This is a genomic window from Rhodopseudomonas pentothenatexigens (genome assembly GCF_900218015.1).
GTDB classification, from domain to species: domain Bacteria; phylum Pseudomonadota; class Alphaproteobacteria; order Rhizobiales; family Xanthobacteraceae; genus Rhodopseudomonas; species Rhodopseudomonas pentothenatexigens.
Genome location: NZ_UFQQ01000003.1, coordinates 122,468 through 138,212, shown reverse-complemented (window position 1 = coordinate 138,212; position 15,745 = coordinate 122,468). Strand labels below are relative to the sequence as shown.

Genomic DNA, 15,745 nt, shown 5'->3' with positions numbered 1-15,745 from the left:
CTGCGATAGAAGGGCTATCTTCGCCCTCGCCGCACCATGATCAGCGCTGCGGCGGCGAGCTGCAGCGCGATACAGCCGGCGAACGGCAGCGCATAGCTGCCGGAGGCGTCGCGCAGCAGGCCGATGATGCCGGGGCCGAACGCGTAGGTGACCTGGTTGATCGCAGTGTTGAGCGCGACCAAAACGCCGAACGACGATGCCGGGAATTCGCGCTGGATGATCAGCGCCGGCAAGGTGATCAGATTGCCGACCGAAAAACCGAACAACGCGCAGGCGGCCAGCAGCAGCGTCGCGTCGCGGGTGGAGATCAAGACTCCCAACGCCACCGCTTGGCTGGCGAACGACAGCGCCGAAACCAGGCGCTGGTTGAGCCGGTCGATCACCACCGACAGCGACACCCGCCCGACCACCGCCATCGCGGTCAGCAGCGACATCGCCAGCGCGGCGCGCTCGCGACCGATCAGCGGATCGAGATAGGCGATCAGGTGGACGATGAAGCCGACCTGCGCGAACAGCACCAGCGAGAACGCGATCGTCGCAGTCAGAAAGCCGAGGTCGCGCAGCGCGCTGCCGCGGATCGCGCCGGACGACAGCGGCCTTGGCGCGGCGGCGACCGGAGCGGCATTGGCGGGATGCAGCGGCGGCGCGACCACGATCGCGACCAGCGGCATCAGCAACACCACCGCGGCGAGCGCGGTAGCCGTCGTCGCTCCGGCGAAGCCGAGCGCGCCGATCAGCGCCACCAGCAGCGGCACGCCGGCAATGCCGCCGAAGGAAGCGCCGTTGAGCGCCAGGCTGATCGCCATGCCGCGGCGCCGGTCGAACCACAGGCCGAGCGTGTTGGTGATCGCGCCGAGACTGGTCCCGGCCCAGCCGACCGCCAGCAGCGCATCGACCGCATAGAGCTGCCAGACCGCATCGATCCGGCCGAGCAAAGCGGTGCCGAGCGCCATCGCGGCGATGCCGCCGAGCAGGCACGACCGGGCCCCGATGGTGCGGATCACATCACCGACGAACGCGACCAGCAGCGCACCGGCGAGATAGAAGAACGTCGTCGCGGTGGCGATCTGCGACGATGGCCAGCCGTGCATGCGGGCCAGTTCGGCGAGATAAACGCTCTGACCGTAGAAGCCGAGTCCCCAGCCGAAGGTGGCGACGACGAAGCACACCACGACGATCCGCCAGCCGTGATAGCGGAACGAGGTCTCGTCGGGAGCCGGGGTCGTCACCATGGGCGGCGAGCGTCATTCGTCGCAGGCGACGGCATCGGACTCCCTCCCCTGTCCGGCGTTCGCCGCCGGCCGTGTTGGTGCGCGGTCAGACGCCGCGATCGGACAGTTCGGTGGCGGCCAGAGCCGCACGTTTTCGTATCTTCGACCAGCCGGTGATCGCCAGCACGATCAGGCCGAGCAACACCGGCGGAAACACCGCGAGATTGACGGTCGCCCAGCCGTAGTCGGCCAGCAACTGGCCGGACGCGAACGAGCCCAGCGCCATCAGCCCGAAAATGATGAAATCATTGACCGCCTGGACCTTGGTCCGCTCGTTCGGCTGGTGGGTTTCCAGCACCAGCGCGGAGGCGCCGACGAACGCCAGGTTCCAGCCGACCCCGATCACGAACAGCGTCGCCCAGAAGTGCGGGGCGGTGACGCCGGTGAGGCCGATGCCGGCACCGAGCGCCTCCAGGATCAGGCCGGCCGCGACCACGCGCGGCGCGCCGAACTTGATGATCAGCGAGCCGGTGACGAAGCTCGGCGCGTACATCGCCACGATGTGCCATTGCAGACCGAAATTGGAATCGCCGACGCTCAGCCCGCACATCTGCATCGCCAGCGGCGCCGAGGTCATCACCAGGTTCATCATCGGATAGGCGATTGCGCCGCACAGCGCCGCGGCGATGAAGCGCGGCTGCCGCACGATCTCCAGCAGCGGCCGGCCGCCGGCGCGTTCGGCCGGCTTCGGCTTCGGCGCATCGACGCCCCACAGCACCGCCATGGCGATCAGCGCGATTACCGCCTGCACCACATAGGAGAACGCGAACAGATACGGCTGCCAGACGTCCATGGTCCATTGCACGAGCTGCGGACCGAGCACGCCGGCGAACACCCCGCCGGCCATCACCCACGACACCGCCTTCGGCCGATAGGCCGCGCTGGCGCCGTCGGCAGCGGCGAATCGGTAGGATTGCGACACCGCGGCGTACAGCCCGCCGATGAAGGTGGCGACGCAGAACAGCAGGAACGAGCCGTACAGGATCGCGACCGCGCCGAGCACGCCGGTCAGCGCGCCGCAGCCGGTGCCGACCATGAAGGCGACACGCCGGCCGAAAGCCCGCGCGATCCAGCCGGTCGGCAGCGTGCCGGCAGCAAGGCCGAGCACGTACATCGACAGCGGCACGGTCGCGAGCGACATCTGCGGCGCGAGCTGGGCGCCGATGATCGAGCCGGTGGCGAAGATCACCGCGGCGTTGGCGCCGGTCAGTGCCTGCGCCGCGACCAGCCGCACCACGTTGGAACGGGCACGGGCATCGTCTTCGACGATGTCGTTGGCCGTCGCATCGACCATCGGCGGGGATTCTCCTCGCGCCGGCCGACCCCGGCCGGCGATTGCGCGCGCATCATAGGGCCGGGCCGGGCGCGATCAACCCGCCGCGGTACCACCGGCCGCATCGGCCCCCGCCGGTTTTGCCCGTACAAACACCAGGATCAGGTTGTTGGCCGGCATCTCGACGATTTCGCTCAGCGCCAGACCGGCGCCGGCCGCCAGCTGTTCCAGATCCGCCACGTCGCGGACACCCCACTCCGGATTGGCGTCGCGCAGGCTGGTGTCGAACACCGCATTGCTGAGCGCTGTGTGCCTGCCGTCCTTCTTGAACGGCCCGTACAGCACCAGCATCCCATCGTCGCGCAGCAGCCGTCCGGCGCCGGCGAGCAGCCCTTCGGCGACGCGCCACGGCGCGATGTGCACGACGTTGGAACAGAACAGCGCCAGCAGCGGTCCCGGGGCCGCCCCCTCGACCGGCGCGACCGACCAGACAGGATCGGCCAGATCGATCCGCTGCGGCGGCCGCAGATTGGCCAGCGCCGCATCGGCCCGCCAGGCCGCAATGCTCTCCAAATGCCGGTCGTTGAGATCGCTCGGCCACCACACGATCGACGGGTGCTCGCGCGCGAGCGCGGTGATGTGCTGACCGGTGCCGCTGCCCGCTTCGAGCACGTCGCCGTGCCGGCCGGTGAGCAGGCGGGCCAACACGGCGCGGATCGCCGCCTCGTTGCGGTGAAACGCGGCAGCATCGAGCCGGCCGTCAGGCTCGACCCGCCGTCCATCCTTGCCGAACTCGACCACGAACTCCGCCATCGCCACCTGCCGCATCCGCTAATCGTGTGAGGTGTACAGACCCGGCTGTTACACGCAAGTCACAGCTGGTCACAATCCGACCACGATTAGGCCTGTTCGACGCCATCGGCGAATTGACTCGCAAATCTCGGGACTTCTAGATGGTGCCGACGGTTTCCCGAGAGGGAATGAAAAGGGAATACGGTGCGGACGCTGCCACTTTCGCGTTCTAGGCCGTAGCTGTTCCCGCAACTGTAAGCGGATCGTCTTTCGTCGGATGCCACTGGGAACCTCGGTCCTGGGAAGGCGACGGAAGATCAACCGCGAGCCAGGAGACCTGCCGTCATTCGTGGTCACACGCGAAGTTGCCGGCCGGGAATTGCAGGCATTGTCTTCACCGCTTCCGAACAAGCCGGTGAGACCTCGTTCGCTGTGACGTGCCACAGACGTCAGCCGAGGTTGATCCCATGCATTCCCGACCCGCCGCGCCGCGGCCTTGCTCCGGCCTTTCGCGCGCACTTCTCGCCTCCACCGTTCTGGTTCCTTCGCTTTCGCTCATCACGCCCGCCGCCGCTCAGGACATGCTGCCGGAGATCGTGGTCAGCGCCACCGCCACCCGCACCTCCACCTCCATCGTCGGCACCTCGAGCACCGTGATCACCGCCGACGACATCGCACGTTCGCCAGCGCAGACCGTGCAGGACATCATCGCACAGACGCCCGGTGTGCAGAGCACGTCGCTGTATGGCGGCGTCAACGGTACCGGCTCTTCGGTCGACCTGCGCGGCTTCGGCGCCACAGCGACCTCGAATACGCTGTTTCTGATCAACGGCCGTCGCCTCAACGACCTCGACCTGCAGGGGATCGACTTGTCGAGCATCCCGCTGCAGTCGATCGAGCGCATCGAGATCACTCGCGGCGGCAGCGGCGCGGTGCTGTACGGCGACAACGCGGTCGGCGGCGTGATCAACATCGTCACCAAGACCGGCGCTGGCGGTCCGCCCGCAACATTCCGCGCCGAAGGCGGCGTCGGCTCGTTCAATCAGCGCCTCGCTGCGGTGTCGGCAGCTTTCAATTCCGGCCCATGGTCGACGTCGGCCTTCGCCAATCACGTCCGTACCGACGGTTACCGTACCAACAACGCGCTCGAACAGAACAATGCGCTGGGTGAACTGCGTTACACGACGAGCGACTTCAGCGCGTTCGTCAACATCTCGGGCGACAATCAACGCCTCGGCCTGCCCGGTTCGCGGACCGTCGACCCGTCGATCGGCCTGAATCAGTTGCAGACCGACCGCCGCGGCACCAACACGCCGTTCGACTACGCCGACAAGCAGGGCACCAATATCACGGCCGGCTTCACCAAATCGCTGTGGGACGGCGCCGAACTGATCGTCGATGGCGGCCTGCGCGACAAGCGCCAGCAGGCCGCCTATTTCGGCAATGTGCCGCTGTCGCCATTCAGCGCGAGCTCGTTCGACGCGCATCTGCAGACTTGGTCGATCACGCCGCGGCTGAGCATCAAGAACGCGTTCTTCGGCCTGCCGTCGAAGATCCTCACCGGCCTCGACTATTACGACGCGACCTATGATTCCGACCGCGGCCAATATCGCGGCACGCCGCCGGTTCACGTCTATAACCTGTCGCAGAAGACCCTCGCCGGCTATTGGCAGCAGACCATCGCCGTCCTGCCGACCACCGACTTCTCCTATGGCGGCCGGGTGCAGAGCGTGAAGGTCGAAGCCACCGACCGGCTCAATCCGCTGGCGCCCGGCTATTTCGGCGGAGCGCAGGCTCTGCCGCTGGACAGCACCGAGACCCAGCATGCGCTGCATGTCGGCCTCGAGCATCGCTTTAACGACGTGTTCAGCGTGTTTGCCCGCGCCGCTCGCGCGTTCCGCACCCCGAATGTCGACGAACGCGTCGCCTCTGGGCCGTCCTACGATGCGTTCTTCAATCCGATCCCGGGCACCTTTGCGCTCAAGACGCAGACCTCGGTGGATGTCGAAGGCGGCTTCCGCATCAAGTCCGGTCCGTTCGAGATGCAGACGAGCGTCTACAACATGGATCTGACCAACGAGATCCGCTACGACCCGGTGAACTTCTACAACACCAATCTCGATCCAACCCGCCGCTACGGCGGCGAGACCAGTTCGTCGATCCGCCTCAGCGACAGTCTGCTGCTGCGCAGCGGCGCGGCCTACACCCGCGCAACGTTCCGCGAAGGGCCGTTGTCGGGCAACGACGTGCCGCTGGTGTCGCGCTATACGGCGAATGCCGGCGTGACCTGGAACGTCTGGCAGAAATACGTCGTGTTCGATGCCACCGCGCGGGTCTGGAGCAGTCGCTTCATGGACAGCGACAATGCCAACAGCCAAGTCAAGATCCCGGCCAACGGCACCGTCGACGTCAAGCTGAGCGGCGAGATCGACCAATTCTTCTGGTCGCTGAGCGTGATCAACCTGTTCAACGCCCAATACTACGACTATGCGGTGGCCAGCAGCTTCACGCCCGGCCGCTACGGCGCCTATCCACTGCCCGGCCGGACCTATCTGGCCAAGGCGGGGGTGACTTTCTGATCGCACGGCTGCGTTCCACGCCGCTTGCACGCGAAACCAACGTCGAACAGCCTCCGAACGCCGAAAGGCTGTTCGGAGGCTTTTTTCGTGCTATCACGCCGACTTCCTCACGGACTGCAATTGAACTGGACGAATGACGAACGACGACAATCACCGCGCCGGCGGCGCCGCTGAAGGCGACGGCGGCAAGACCGAACGCGAAGCCGCGACCAAAGCGGTCCTCGACAACATGGCCCGACTGCGAGCGCTGCGGCTCGCCCGCGAAGCCGCGATGCCGCAAGCCGGGCCATCGAGCAAGACCAAGCGCACCAAGACCGCGAGCCCCACCGCAAAGCGAGGCGGCAAGAAGGCCGAGGACGATAAGCCGCGCCCGCTGTCGGAATGGCTGGCGGACCAGCAGAGCTCCGGCCGGCGGACCTGATCCGCGCCGAACGTCACGCTGCGGCATTGCATGATGCGAAAATTGCGTGCGAGCTTTGACGAATCCGGTCTAGTCTCGATTGTGCAACCGCGGTTGAATTGAACCGACAGCAACGCTGGTCGCGTGTGCGCTTAGAGCCACGCGTGCCGGCCATGACGGAACCGAGAGACAATGATCGGCTTCCTGCGCAAACGAGCCAAGGCCGCGGCTCCGAAACGCGACAAGAAGGCCGGCAGCGGCGGCGGAAAAGGCGAGCCCAAACCCGCGCCGCCGAAGCCGCCGCCCGCCGTCGACGACGATCTTTATGAGACCGGCGACATCTGCGCGCCGGACCGCGATCGCGACGACTATACCAAGGATCTGTAACCGTCAGGTGGTCCGGGCACGTCCGCTCGTCAGCTGCAACGCTCGAATCCTCGGTCGATCCGCGCGATCGTATCCGCGTCGAGCAGATGCTCGCCCCAGCCTTTTGCGGCGAGCGTCGAGGCGCGGTTCGGCGCGGCGAGCAGGATGACCGCAGTCGCCGTCAGCGGCACTGCGCTGAGCCAGTCGTGCCGCACCGGAGTGAGTTCCTCGGCGCTGCCGGCATAAGGCGGCTGCCGAAGGATCAGACGCGAATGTTCCCGCATCACGTCGCGCCGCGAACCGCCGCGCAACGCACAACCGAGCAGCGCCTGCATGCCGAGATGGCTGTGGGCGCCTTCACGGGACGGTCCGATCGTTCCGGGCCGCTCACCGAGCGACAGCCGCAGCAACAGGTCGACCAGGTCGAGGCCGGCAAGCTGCGCACTCATCGGCTCGACCAGTCGCGGATTGCAGTCGATATACAGCGGCCGCGCATCTGCCGGCTGAATGTAGTCGAACGACAGTGCGCCGTGCCAATGCAGCGCTGCGCCGATCGCCGCGACGTCCGCGCGAACGTCGTCGCGCCGGATGCTGCATTTGCGCGCCGGTCCGCCGCCGGCGCCGGCCGCCATCTGCCGATAGACGTGCAGCGCCAGCAGTTCGCCGTGATCGAACACCGCCTGGGCGTGCTCGATCGGCCCGGCGACGAACGCCTGCACCAGCAGTTCGTCGGCCAATCCGTTGACCGCGCGCAGCTCCTGCACCACCGGATCGAGCGCGCCCCGGTCCGGAACCCGCCAGACGCCGCGGCTGGCCGTGCCGACCGACGACTTCACGATACAAGGGGGCCGCGCCGCATCGCGCAGTTCGCGCTCCGAAGCCACGATCCGGGTTTCCGGCTGCGGCAGGCCGAGCGCGTCCAACAGCCGGCTGAAGCCGGCTTTGGCGAGCGCGGTGCGGTAGCTGGCGAACGACGGCAGCGCCACGCCGGTCAATGCCGCGACACGGTCGTGCGCACGCGCGAACACCAGGCCCTGCTCGTGGATCGGCAGCAGCACGTCGAAGCCGCGCCGTGCCAGCAGATCCTCGACGAAGCCGAGATAACCGGCGGGATCGCGGCGAAGCGGCGGACAGCGGTGGAACGCACGCACGAAGCGCGAGAACCGGCCGAGGCACACCGGCGACGGATCGCAGATCTCGACGTGATGCCCGGCGAGCCCGAGCACGGTGATCGCCTGACGCGCCGAGGTGCTGCCGCCTTCCGACAGCAGCACCCGCAATCGTCGTTCATCGGCTGTCATCGTGTATCCTCGCTGCCACCACACCGATCACTCCGACAACTTAGCAGCGCTTAGTCCGCTGCGCGAAATTTCTGCGACGACGATCGATCGCCTGGCGCTGCGTCGCCGCCGCGCAATTCAATTGAACCGGCGAGACTCTCGTGAGACCGTAGGCATGATTGCACCGCGCCCCGATCAAACAACAAGCCCGGGCGATCGACGTACCAGCCCGCACCGAAGAGTGCGGCTTCAACGACGAGAGGAAACACAATGTCCACACGCATCTCGCTCCTCGCAGCCGGCGCTGTTGCGCTTGCTGCGGCCCAGCCTGCGTTCGCCCAGAAGCAATACGGCCCCGGTGTCACCGATACCGAAATCAAGATCGGGCAGACCATGCCGTATAGCGGCCCGGCCTCGGCCTACGGGGTTCAGGGGCATGTCGAGGACGCCTACTACGCGATGATCAACGCCAAAGGCGGCGTCAACGGCCGCAAGATCAAGCTGATCAGCCTCGACGACGGCTATTCGCCGCCGAAGACCGTGGAGCAGACCCGGCGGCTGGTCGAGCAGGACGAGGTGCTGGCGATCATCGGCACGATCGGCACCCCGACCAATTCGGCGATCCAGAAATATCTCAACGCCAAGAAGGTGCCGCAAATCTTCATTTCGACCGGCGCTGCGAAGTGGGATGATCCGAAGAACTTCCCGTGGACCACTCAGCTCTACCCACCCTACCAGATGGAGGGCATGATCTTCGCGAAGTACCTGCTGAAGAACAAGCCGGATGCCAAGCTCGGGGTGTTTTCACAGAACGACGATGCCGGCAAGGACTACGTCAAAGGGTTGAAAGACGGCCTCGGCGACAAGGCCAAGACCATGATCGTCAAGGAAGTGACATACGAAGTCACCGACCCGACGGTCGATTCGCAGATCGTCGCGCTGAAGGCGTCAGGCGCCGATACCCTGTTCACCATGGCGACTCCGAAATTCGGCGCCCAGGCGATTCGCAAGGTTTATGAGCTGAACTGGCGGCCGCTGAACTACGTTGTGAGCGTGTCGAGCTCGATCAAGGGCGCGCTCGAGCCCGCCGGCCTCGAAGCCTCCACCGGACTGCTCACCGCGCTGGCGGCGAAGACGCCGACGGATCCGCGATTCGCGAACGACGCCGACATCAAGGAGTTCAAGGAATTCCTCACCAAGTGGTACCCGAAAGGCGACATCGCGGACGGCTCGACCGTCACCGGCTACATCTCGGCCTACATGACGGTGAAGGTTCTGGAAGCCTGCGGCGACAACCTGACCCGCGAGAACCTGCTGAAGCAGGCGACCAACATCAAGCCGACGGCGGCTCCGTTGCTGCTGCCCGGGATCAAGATCTCGACCCGGCCGGATCGCTACGCGCCGTACACCCAGATGCAGATCGCGCGGTTCGACGGCAAGAGCTGGGTGCCGGAAGGCGAGATCTTCAACACCGATGCGCCGAGCCGGTAGGATCGGCTTCGGACGCCGCACGTCCGCGTGCGGCGTCCTCGCCTTCCGCGCGATCAGGCGATCCTGCGCCGTCCGAGCGCAGCCTGGCTGCGCAGGTCGAGCAAGCGCTCACGCTCGGTGTTCGGCCACAGCAGCAACAGTCCGGCGATGCCCGACGCGATCATCACCACGCCGTTGATGGCGTAGCCGGCCAGGTAGCCGTCGAGCAGCGAAGTCGCGTGCTGCAGCACGCTGCCCATCACCCAGGGCGCGACGATCCCGGCCAGCGTGTACAGCGCGCCGTAGATCGCGATCGCGGCGCCGCGCTGCGACACCGGCGCGAATTCGGCGATCATCGGCGGACAGACCACGTAGATCGAACCGCACAGCCCGGAGCCGATCACCAGCGCGGCGATCCGCGCCGTGGCGCTGTCGATATAGGGCAGGGTCAGAATGATGGCGCCCCCGACCAGCAGCGGCGTGGCGCCGAGCACGCCCCGCGCCATCCGGCTGGAGACGCCGCGCTGCATCAGCCGCTGCGACAGCCAGCCGGTGAACAGCACCACGCAGGCGCCGAACACCCAAGGCGTGATCGAGATCAGCCCGGCCTGATGCTGGGTGAAGCCCAGTCCCTGCACGATGAAGGTGGTGAACCAGGTCAGCCCGAGCGACAGCGCCCAGTACGCACCGAAGGTCGCCAGGATGCAGCCGATGAAGGTGCGCGAAGTCAGCAGCCGCGCGTAGGGGATCCGCACCTCCGCGGCAGCGACCGCCGGACTGGGGACCAGCGGCCCCTCTTTGCCGAGCGCGAGCCACGCCACCGCCCACATCAGCCCGACAATGCCGAGCGCCGCGAACGCGTAGTGCCAGGAGTGATTGACGATGATCCAGTTCAGCGCCGGCACCGCCAGGATCACGCCGAATGCCGAACCCTGCGACAGGATCGCGGTTGGCAGCGTCCGCTGATGATCCGGAAACCACTTGTAGATCGCGTGCGCCGCGACCGAAAAGGCCGGGCCTTCGCCGGCGCCGAGAATGATCCGGCAGATCACGAAGGTGGCGAACGAGACTTCTCCGACCATCGGAAACTGTGCCACCGCCCAGATCAGCGCCAGCGCCAGCAGCACCCATCTGGTTTCGACGCGATTGACGATGAAGCCGACTACGATCGCCGCGATCGAGAACAGGAAGAAGAACGACGAACCGAGCAGACCGAATTGTTCGGGCGAAAGCTTCAGCTCCTGCATGATCGGCACGCCGGCCAGACCGACGACGATCTTGTCGGCGAAGTTCACCACCATGAACAGAAACAGGAGAAAAGTAATTCTCCAGGCGCCTCTCGGCGTCGATTGTGCAGCCACGACACACCTCCCGGATATTCTCGTTGAACGGCTCTTATTGCGAGCCTGTTGCAATGCTGCCGTTGTTCCCGGCCGAATGCAATCGGGGATGTTGCCGGCCGCAACCCAAAGGCTGCGTTATTTACGCGGTGAATACGAGTTATCTTGAGCACCCCGCTAACCGTCACCATATCGGTTCGACATTGTCCTGGCGGTTTGGAAGGCGACATGACCGGTTCGATCTCGCGCAGCCCGTGCGCGTCCATCGCTATGCTGCACGATCGTCACCGATGCTGACCGTCTCGGCCCTGACCAAATCGTTCTCGTCCGGACAGGAACGTGTGGCCGTCCTGCGCGGCGTCGATCTGGCGGTGCAGCCGGGTGAGAGCGTGGCGCTGACCGGAGAATCCGGCAGCGGCAAATCCACCTTGCTGCATCTGATCGCGGGCCTCGATCAGCCCGACAGCGGCGATATCCGGTTCGCAGAAGCGACGATCTCGACGATGGCGGATGCCGAGCGCGCCGCCTTCCGCCGCGAGCGACTGGGCCTGGTGTTTCAGCAGTTCAATCTGATCCCGAGCCTGACCGTCGCCGACAACCTCGTCTTCCAGGCCCGTCTCGCCGGTCGCCAGGATGAGGCGTGGCGCGCCGAACTGATCGAGCGGCTCGGGCTCGGCACTTTACTGAGACGCTATCCCGAGCAACTTTCCGGCGGCCAGCAGCAGCGCGTTGCGATCGGCCGCGCACTGGCGGTGAAGCCGCTGCTGCTGCTGGCCGACGAGCCGACCGGCAATCTCGACGAAGCCACCGCCGACGAGGTGCTGGCGCTCGCCACCGATCTGGTGCGCCGCACCGGCTGCGGCTTCCTGATGGTCACGCACAGCGAACGGCTCGCCGGCATGCTGGACCGCCGGGTGCATCTGCACGCAGGGTTGATCCATTGAGGCGGGCGCTGTGGATCCTCGCCGTGTTGCTGAGCCACTGGCGACGGCATCCGATGCAGCTTGCGACTCTGGCGATCGGCCTGATCTCCGCCACCGCGCTGTGGAGCGGGGTGCAGGCGCTGAATGCCCAGGCCCGCAGCAGTTACGACCGCGCCGCCGCCGCGCTGGGCGGCAACCGGACCGCGACGCTGGTGGCGCGCGACGGCGGCAGCTTCTCCCAGCAGCTCTATGTCGAATTGCGCCGCGCGGGCTGGCCGGTGTCGCCGGCGGTCGAAGGCGCGGTCCGGATCGGCGGTCGCTCGCTGCGGCTGCTCGGCGTCGAACCGTTGTCGTTGCCGATCGAAGCCAACGCGGCCCCGGCGCTCGGCACCTCCGATCTGCAGGGCTTCATTCTGCCGCCGGGCCAGACCCTGATCGCGCCGGAAACACTGCGCGAAATCGGCTTGGCCGATGGTGCGGCGCCCGAACTGCCCAACGGACAGCATCTGCCGCCACTGCGGCCGCAGGCCGAAATCGCGCCCGGCGTGCTGGTGGTCGACATCGGCATCGCACAGACGCTGCTCGACATGCCGGGCAGGCTGTCGCGGCTGCTGGTCGGCAGCAGGGCCGCCGCTCCGCGGCCGCCTCTGCAACAGGTCGTCGGCGACGCGCTGCAGCTCGATCAGCCCGACGCCACCACCGAGCTGGAGCGGCTCACCGACAGCTTCCATCTCAACCTCACCGCGTTCGGTCTGCTGTCGTTTTTGGTCGGACTATTCATCGTCAATTCGGCGATCGGGCTGGCCTTCGAGCAACGCCGGCAGATGCTGCGCACGCTGCGCGCCTGCGGCGCCTCGGCGCGGCAGCTCAACGCCGTGATGGTGATCGAATTGTGCCTGATCGCGCTGTTCGCCGGGCTGATCGGTCTGGTCTGCGGCTATCTGATCGCCGCCACATTGCTGCCGGACGTCGCCGCCACCTTGCGCGGACTTTACGGCGCGCAGATTCCCGGAGAGTTGTCGCTGCGGCCGGAGTGGTGGCTCGCTGGCATCGCCATCAGCATTCTCGGCACGCTCGCTGCCGCCTCAGCCTCGCTGATCAAAGCAGCACGGCTGCCGGTGCTGACGGCGGCGCAGTCTTACGCCTGGCAGCAGGCGCAGCATCGCTGGCTGGTCGTGCAGGCAACAGCCGCACTCGCGGTGTTCGCCGCCGGCCTCATCTTTCTGTGGTTCGGCGATTCGCTGCTATCCGGGTTCGCGGTGCTGGCCGCAATCCTGCTCGGCGCCGCGCTCGGCCTGCCGGCAATCCTCGGACTGGTGCTGGCGCTCGGCGAGAAGCTGGCGCGCGGACCACTGACGACCTGGTTCTGGGCCGACAGCCGGCTGCAGCTTTCCGGCCTGTCGCTGGCGCTGATGGCGCTGCTGCTGGCGCTGGGGGTCAATGTCGGCGTCGGCACCATGGTCGAGAGTTTCAGCCGGACCTTCCAGCGCTGGCTCGACGGGCGGCTCGCCGCGGAAGTGTATCTCAACGCCGCCAACAACCAGCAGGCCGCCGAAATCCGCACATGGCTGAAGGGACGCCCGGAAGTCACCGCTCTGCTGCCGGGCGCCCGCGCCGAAGTCAAGCTGCAGGGCCAGCCGGTGGAACTGATCGGGTTCGCCGACGACGCCACCTATCGGGATCACTGGCCGCTGCTCGAACACACTTCCGACGTCTGGGACCGCGTCGCGCGCGGCGATGCGGCGCTGGTCAGCGAGCAGCTCTGGCGCCGGCTGGGCGTGAAGCTCGGCGACCGCATCGTGGTGCCGACCGACCGCGGACCATGGCCGGTCGAGGTGGTGGCGATCTATGCCGACTACGGCAATCCGCGCGGCCAGCTCGGCGTCGCGTTCGACGCGCTGACTGGGCATTTCCCCGACATCGCCAGGACCCGGCTCGGCCTGCGGGTCGATCCGGCCCGGGTGCCGGCATTGATCGAGGCGTTGCGCGAAAACTTCGCGTTCGGCGAACGCAGCCTCGCCGACCAGGCGACGCTGAAGGCGATCTCCAAGCAGATCTTCAGCCGCACCTTCGCGGTGACGACCGCGCTCAACGCCTTCACGCTCGGCATCGCCGGCGTGGCGCTGCTGACCAGCCTGCTGACGCTGGGCGCTTCGCGGCTGCCGCAGCTCGCGCCGCTGTGGGCGATCGGCCTCACCCGCCGCCGGCTGGCGTTGATCGAGCTGATGAAGACGCTGGCGATGGCGGCGATCACCGCGCTGGTGGCGCTGCCGCTCGGCCTGATGGTGGCATGGTGCCTGATCGCGGTGGTGAACGTGAAGGCGTTCGGGTGGCGGCTGCCGTTCGAAATGTTTCCGTTCGAACTGGCGAAGCTGGTCGGCGTCGCGCTGCTGGCGACGCTGCTGGCGGCGGCGCTACCGATCTTGAAGCTGATGCGGATGCAGCCGGCCCGGCTGGTCAAGGTGTTTGCCGATGAACGATAGCCGCATCAACCGCCGCGCGTTCACGGCCGGCCTGCTCGCCGCGGCCGCCGCGTCGCCGCGCGCTTCGGCGCAAGGCTTCGCCGGTCTCGGCAGCGACGCCGGCGGATTTGCACCTGTGGTGCCCGGCCGCAGGCTGGCGTTTCCCGACGATCATGGTCCGCATCCCGACTTCCGGATCGAGTGGTGGTACCTCACCGCGAACCTGAAGGATGCCGCAGGCAACGCCTATGGGGCGCAGTGGACTTTGTTCCGCCAGGCGATGACGCCGGGCCCGCAACGCAGCGGCTGGGCCAACCAGCAGATCTGGATGGCGCATGCCGCCGTCACCAGCGACCACACTCATCGCTTTGCCGAGAAGTTTTCGCGGGGTGGCGTCGGCGTCGCGGACGTCGAAGCGACACCTTTCAAAGCGATCATCGACGACTGGGCGATGCAGGGCGGTCCAGCGATGGAAGCCGCAACGCTGTCGCCGCTGGAAGTGACCGCGCGCGCCGCCGATTTCAGCTACGCGCTGCGACTGAGCGCGAACCGGCCGCTGGTGCTGCAAGGCGACAACGGCTACTCGCGCAAGTCCGAACGGGGCCAGGCGTCCTATTATTATAGCCAGCCGTATTTCACCGCGTCCGGTATGCTCTCCCTCGACGACCGCTCGACTCCGGTGGAGGGGACGGCCTGGATGGACCGTGAATGGTCGAGCCAGCCGCTCGCCTCCGACCAGACCGGCTGGGACTGGTTCTCGCTGCATCTGTCGTCCGGTGACAAGGCGATGCTGTTTCGGCTGCGGCAGCGCGACGGCAGAAACTACTTCGCCGGCAATTGGATCGGCACCGACGGCCGCTCCGTGCCGCTGTCACCGGATCAGATCCGGCTCGAACCACTCGGCTTCACCGCGATCGGCACCCGCCAGATTCCGACGCGCTGGCGCGTGGCGGTCGCCGGCCAGGATGTTGCAATCGAAACCACGCCGCTCAACCCGACGAGCTGGATGGAGACCAGCTTCCCGTATTGGGAGGGGCCGATCGCCTTCAACGGTAACCGGAGCGGTGTCGGATATCTTGAGATGACCGGATATTGAGTTCAAGCTGCACGCAACCGGCGGCCATCAGCCGGGCACGAACGAATCTCGTCTGGGAGCCCTTGGATGTTTCATTACACCACGATCGCCACCCTTCTGGCGTTGATGTTCTACTTCTACACCTCGGTGCAGGTCGCGCGGGCGCGCATGCTGTACGGCGTCAAGGCGCCGGCGACCTCCGGCCATCCCGAATTCGAGCGGGTGTTCCGCGTCCAGGCCAATACGCTGGAGTGGATGCCGATCTTCCTGCCGTCGCTGTGGCTGTTCGCCTACTATCTCAGCGACGCCTTCGCGGCCGCCGCCGGCGCGGTGTGGATCATCGGACGGATCCTCTACATGCTCGGCTACGCCGAAGCCGCCGAGAAGCGCGGCGTCGGCTTTGCAGTGCAGATGGTGGCCACCGCCTTCCTGTGGGGCGGCTCGGTCTACGGCGTGGTGCACCAGATGCTGGGGGCGTGACCCAAGCAGCGCCGGCTCCCTCTCCCGCTTGCGG

The 15,745-nt window shown here is 66.7% G+C and carries 13 protein-coding genes and 1 riboswitch; of the genes, 8 read left to right on the top strand and 5 right to left on the bottom strand.

Annotated features, from left to right (window positions below):
• Positions 1-14 precede the first annotated feature (14 nt).
• The 3 genes from DWA33_RS03555 to DWA33_RS03545 all read right to left on the bottom strand — a co-directional run bounded on the left by DWA33_RS03555 (position 15) and on the right by DWA33_RS03545 (position 3,357).
• The gene (locus tag DWA33_RS03555; RefSeq protein ID WP_114356717.1) at positions 15-1,232 is read right to left on the bottom strand and encodes an MFS transporter; all 1,218 of its coding nucleotides are present in this window, start codon (positions 1,230-1,232) and stop codon (positions 15-17) included.
• 85 nt (positions 1,233-1,317) lie between these two features.
• The gene (locus DWA33_RS03550) at positions 1,318-2,565 is read right to left on the bottom strand and encodes an MFS transporter (protein WP_114356716.1); all 1,248 of its coding nucleotides are present in this window, start codon (positions 2,563-2,565) and stop codon (positions 1,318-1,320) included.
• A gap of 75 nt (positions 2,566-2,640) precedes the next feature.
• Positions 2,641-3,357: a DUF938 domain-containing protein gene (locus DWA33_RS03545; RefSeq protein ID WP_114356833.1), complete on the bottom strand. Its 717-nt coding sequence runs from the start codon at positions 3,355-3,357 to the stop codon at positions 2,641-2,643.
• A 133-nt stretch (positions 3,358-3,490) separates the two neighbouring features.
• Positions 3,491-3,695: riboswitch (cobalamin riboswitch) on the top strand.
• A 108-nt stretch (positions 3,696-3,803) separates the two neighbouring features.
• Here DWA33_RS03545 and DWA33_RS03540 point away from each other — a divergent pair.
• The 3 genes from DWA33_RS03540 (at position 3,804) to DWA33_RS03530 (ending at position 6,702) form a co-directional block, all read left to right on the top strand.
• On the top strand, positions 3,804-5,915 hold the full coding sequence (locus DWA33_RS03540) for a TonB-dependent receptor (protein WP_114356715.1): 2,112 nt from the start codon (positions 3,804-3,806) through the stop codon (positions 5,913-5,915).
• A 133-nt stretch (positions 5,916-6,048) separates the two neighbouring features.
• Positions 6,049-6,336 (top strand): hypothetical protein, encoded by a 288-nt coding sequence (locus DWA33_RS03535; protein WP_114356714.1) that lies wholly within the window; start codon positions 6,049-6,051, stop codon positions 6,334-6,336.
• A 171-nt stretch (positions 6,337-6,507) separates the two neighbouring features.
• Positions 6,508-6,702 carry a hypothetical protein gene (locus DWA33_RS03530; RefSeq protein ID WP_114356713.1) on the top strand — a complete coding sequence of 65 codons (195 nt, stop codon included), beginning with the start codon at positions 6,508-6,510 and terminating at the stop codon, positions 6,700-6,702.
• Between the two features lie 29 nt (positions 6,703-6,731).
• Here the strand turns inward: DWA33_RS03530 and DWA33_RS03525 are convergent, their stop codons facing one another.
• Positions 6,732-7,982, bottom strand: a complete 1,251-nt coding sequence (locus tag DWA33_RS03525) for an ATP-grasp domain-containing protein (protein ID WP_114356712.1) — start codon at positions 7,980-7,982, stop codon at positions 6,732-6,734.
• 249 nt (positions 7,983-8,231) lie between these two features.
• On the opposite strand from DWA33_RS03525, the gene DWA33_RS03520 reads away from it, so the two are divergent.
• Complete coding sequence (locus DWA33_RS03520; protein ID WP_114356711.1) at positions 8,232-9,452, top strand: ABC transporter substrate-binding protein; 1,221 nt, start codon at positions 8,232-8,234, stop codon at positions 9,450-9,452.
• Positions 9,453-9,505: 53 nt separating this feature from the next.
• Here the strand turns inward: DWA33_RS03520 and DWA33_RS03515 are convergent, their stop codons facing one another.
• Positions 9,506-10,732: an MFS transporter gene (locus tag DWA33_RS03515; protein ID WP_244601193.1), complete on the bottom strand. Its 1,227-nt coding sequence runs from the start codon at positions 10,730-10,732 to the stop codon at positions 9,506-9,508.
• A 329-nt stretch (positions 10,733-11,061) separates the two neighbouring features.
• Here DWA33_RS03515 and DWA33_RS03510 point away from each other — a divergent pair, with 329 nt between their 5' ends.
• The 4 genes from DWA33_RS03510 to DWA33_RS03495 all read left to right on the top strand — a co-directional run bounded on the left by DWA33_RS03510 (position 11,062) and on the right by DWA33_RS03495 (position 15,711).
• Positions 11,062-11,715, top strand: a complete 654-nt coding sequence (locus DWA33_RS03510) for an ABC transporter ATP-binding protein (protein ID WP_114356709.1) — start codon at positions 11,062-11,064, stop codon at positions 11,713-11,715.
• Positions 11,712-14,177 carry an FtsX-like permease family protein gene (locus tag DWA33_RS03505; RefSeq protein ID WP_114356708.1) on the top strand — a complete coding sequence of 822 codons (2,466 nt, stop codon included), beginning with the start codon at positions 11,712-11,714 and terminating at the stop codon, positions 14,175-14,177. The genes DWA33_RS03510 and DWA33_RS03505 overlap by 4 nt, the downstream gene beginning before the upstream one ends.
• A complete protein-coding gene (locus DWA33_RS03500; protein WP_114356707.1) occupies positions 14,167-15,252 on the top strand; it encodes a lipocalin-like domain-containing protein in 1,086 nt (361 codons plus the stop codon). The genes DWA33_RS03505 and DWA33_RS03500 overlap by 11 nt, the downstream gene beginning before the upstream one ends.
• Positions 15,253-15,318: 66 nt before the next feature.
• Positions 15,319-15,711, top strand: a complete 393-nt coding sequence (locus DWA33_RS03495) for an MAPEG family protein (RefSeq protein WP_114356706.1) — start codon at positions 15,319-15,321, stop codon at positions 15,709-15,711.
• Positions 15,712-15,745: the final 34 nt, after the last annotated feature.

What these genes read in the sequence shown, in the direction of transcription:
- DWA33_RS03530 (WP_114356713.1), top strand. Translation starts at nt 6,508, where the DNA reads ATGATCGGCTTCCTGCGCAAACGAGCCAAGGCCGCGGCTCCGAAACGC.
- DWA33_RS03550 (WP_114356716.1), bottom strand. Translation starts at nt 2,565, where the DNA reads ATGGTCGATGCGACGGCCAACGACATCGTCGAAGACGATGCCCGTGCC.
- DWA33_RS03555 (WP_114356717.1), bottom strand. Translation starts at nt 1,232, where the DNA reads ATGGTGACGACCCCGGCTCCCGACGAGACCTCGTTCCGCTATCACGGC.
- DWA33_RS03525 (WP_114356712.1), bottom strand. Translation starts at nt 7,982, where the DNA reads ATGACAGCCGATGAACGACGATTGCGGGTGCTGCTGTCGGAAGGCGGC.
- DWA33_RS03495 (WP_114356706.1), top strand. Translation starts at nt 15,319, where the DNA reads ATGTTTCATTACACCACGATCGCCACCCTTCTGGCGTTGATGTTCTAC.
- DWA33_RS03515 (WP_244601193.1), bottom strand. Translation starts at nt 10,732, where the DNA reads ATGGTGGTGAACTTCGCCGACAAGATCGTCGTCGGTCTGGCCGGCGTG.
- DWA33_RS03540 (WP_114356715.1), top strand. Translation starts at nt 3,804, where the DNA reads ATGCATTCCCGACCCGCCGCGCCGCGGCCTTGCTCCGGCCTTTCGCGC.
- DWA33_RS03545 (WP_114356833.1), bottom strand. Translation starts at nt 3,357, where the DNA reads ATGGCGGAGTTCGTGGTCGAGTTCGGCAAGGATGGACGGCGGGTCGAG.
- DWA33_RS03500 (WP_114356707.1), top strand. Translation starts at nt 14,167, where the DNA reads ATGAACGATAGCCGCATCAACCGCCGCGCGTTCACGGCCGGCCTGCTC.
- DWA33_RS03510 (WP_114356709.1), top strand. Translation starts at nt 11,062, where the DNA reads ATGCTGACCGTCTCGGCCCTGACCAAATCGTTCTCGTCCGGACAGGAA.
- DWA33_RS03535 (WP_114356714.1), top strand. Translation starts at nt 6,049, where the DNA reads ATGACGAACGACGACAATCACCGCGCCGGCGGCGCCGCTGAAGGCGAC.
- DWA33_RS03520 (WP_114356711.1), top strand. Translation starts at nt 8,232, where the DNA reads ATGTCCACACGCATCTCGCTCCTCGCAGCCGGCGCTGTTGCGCTTGCT.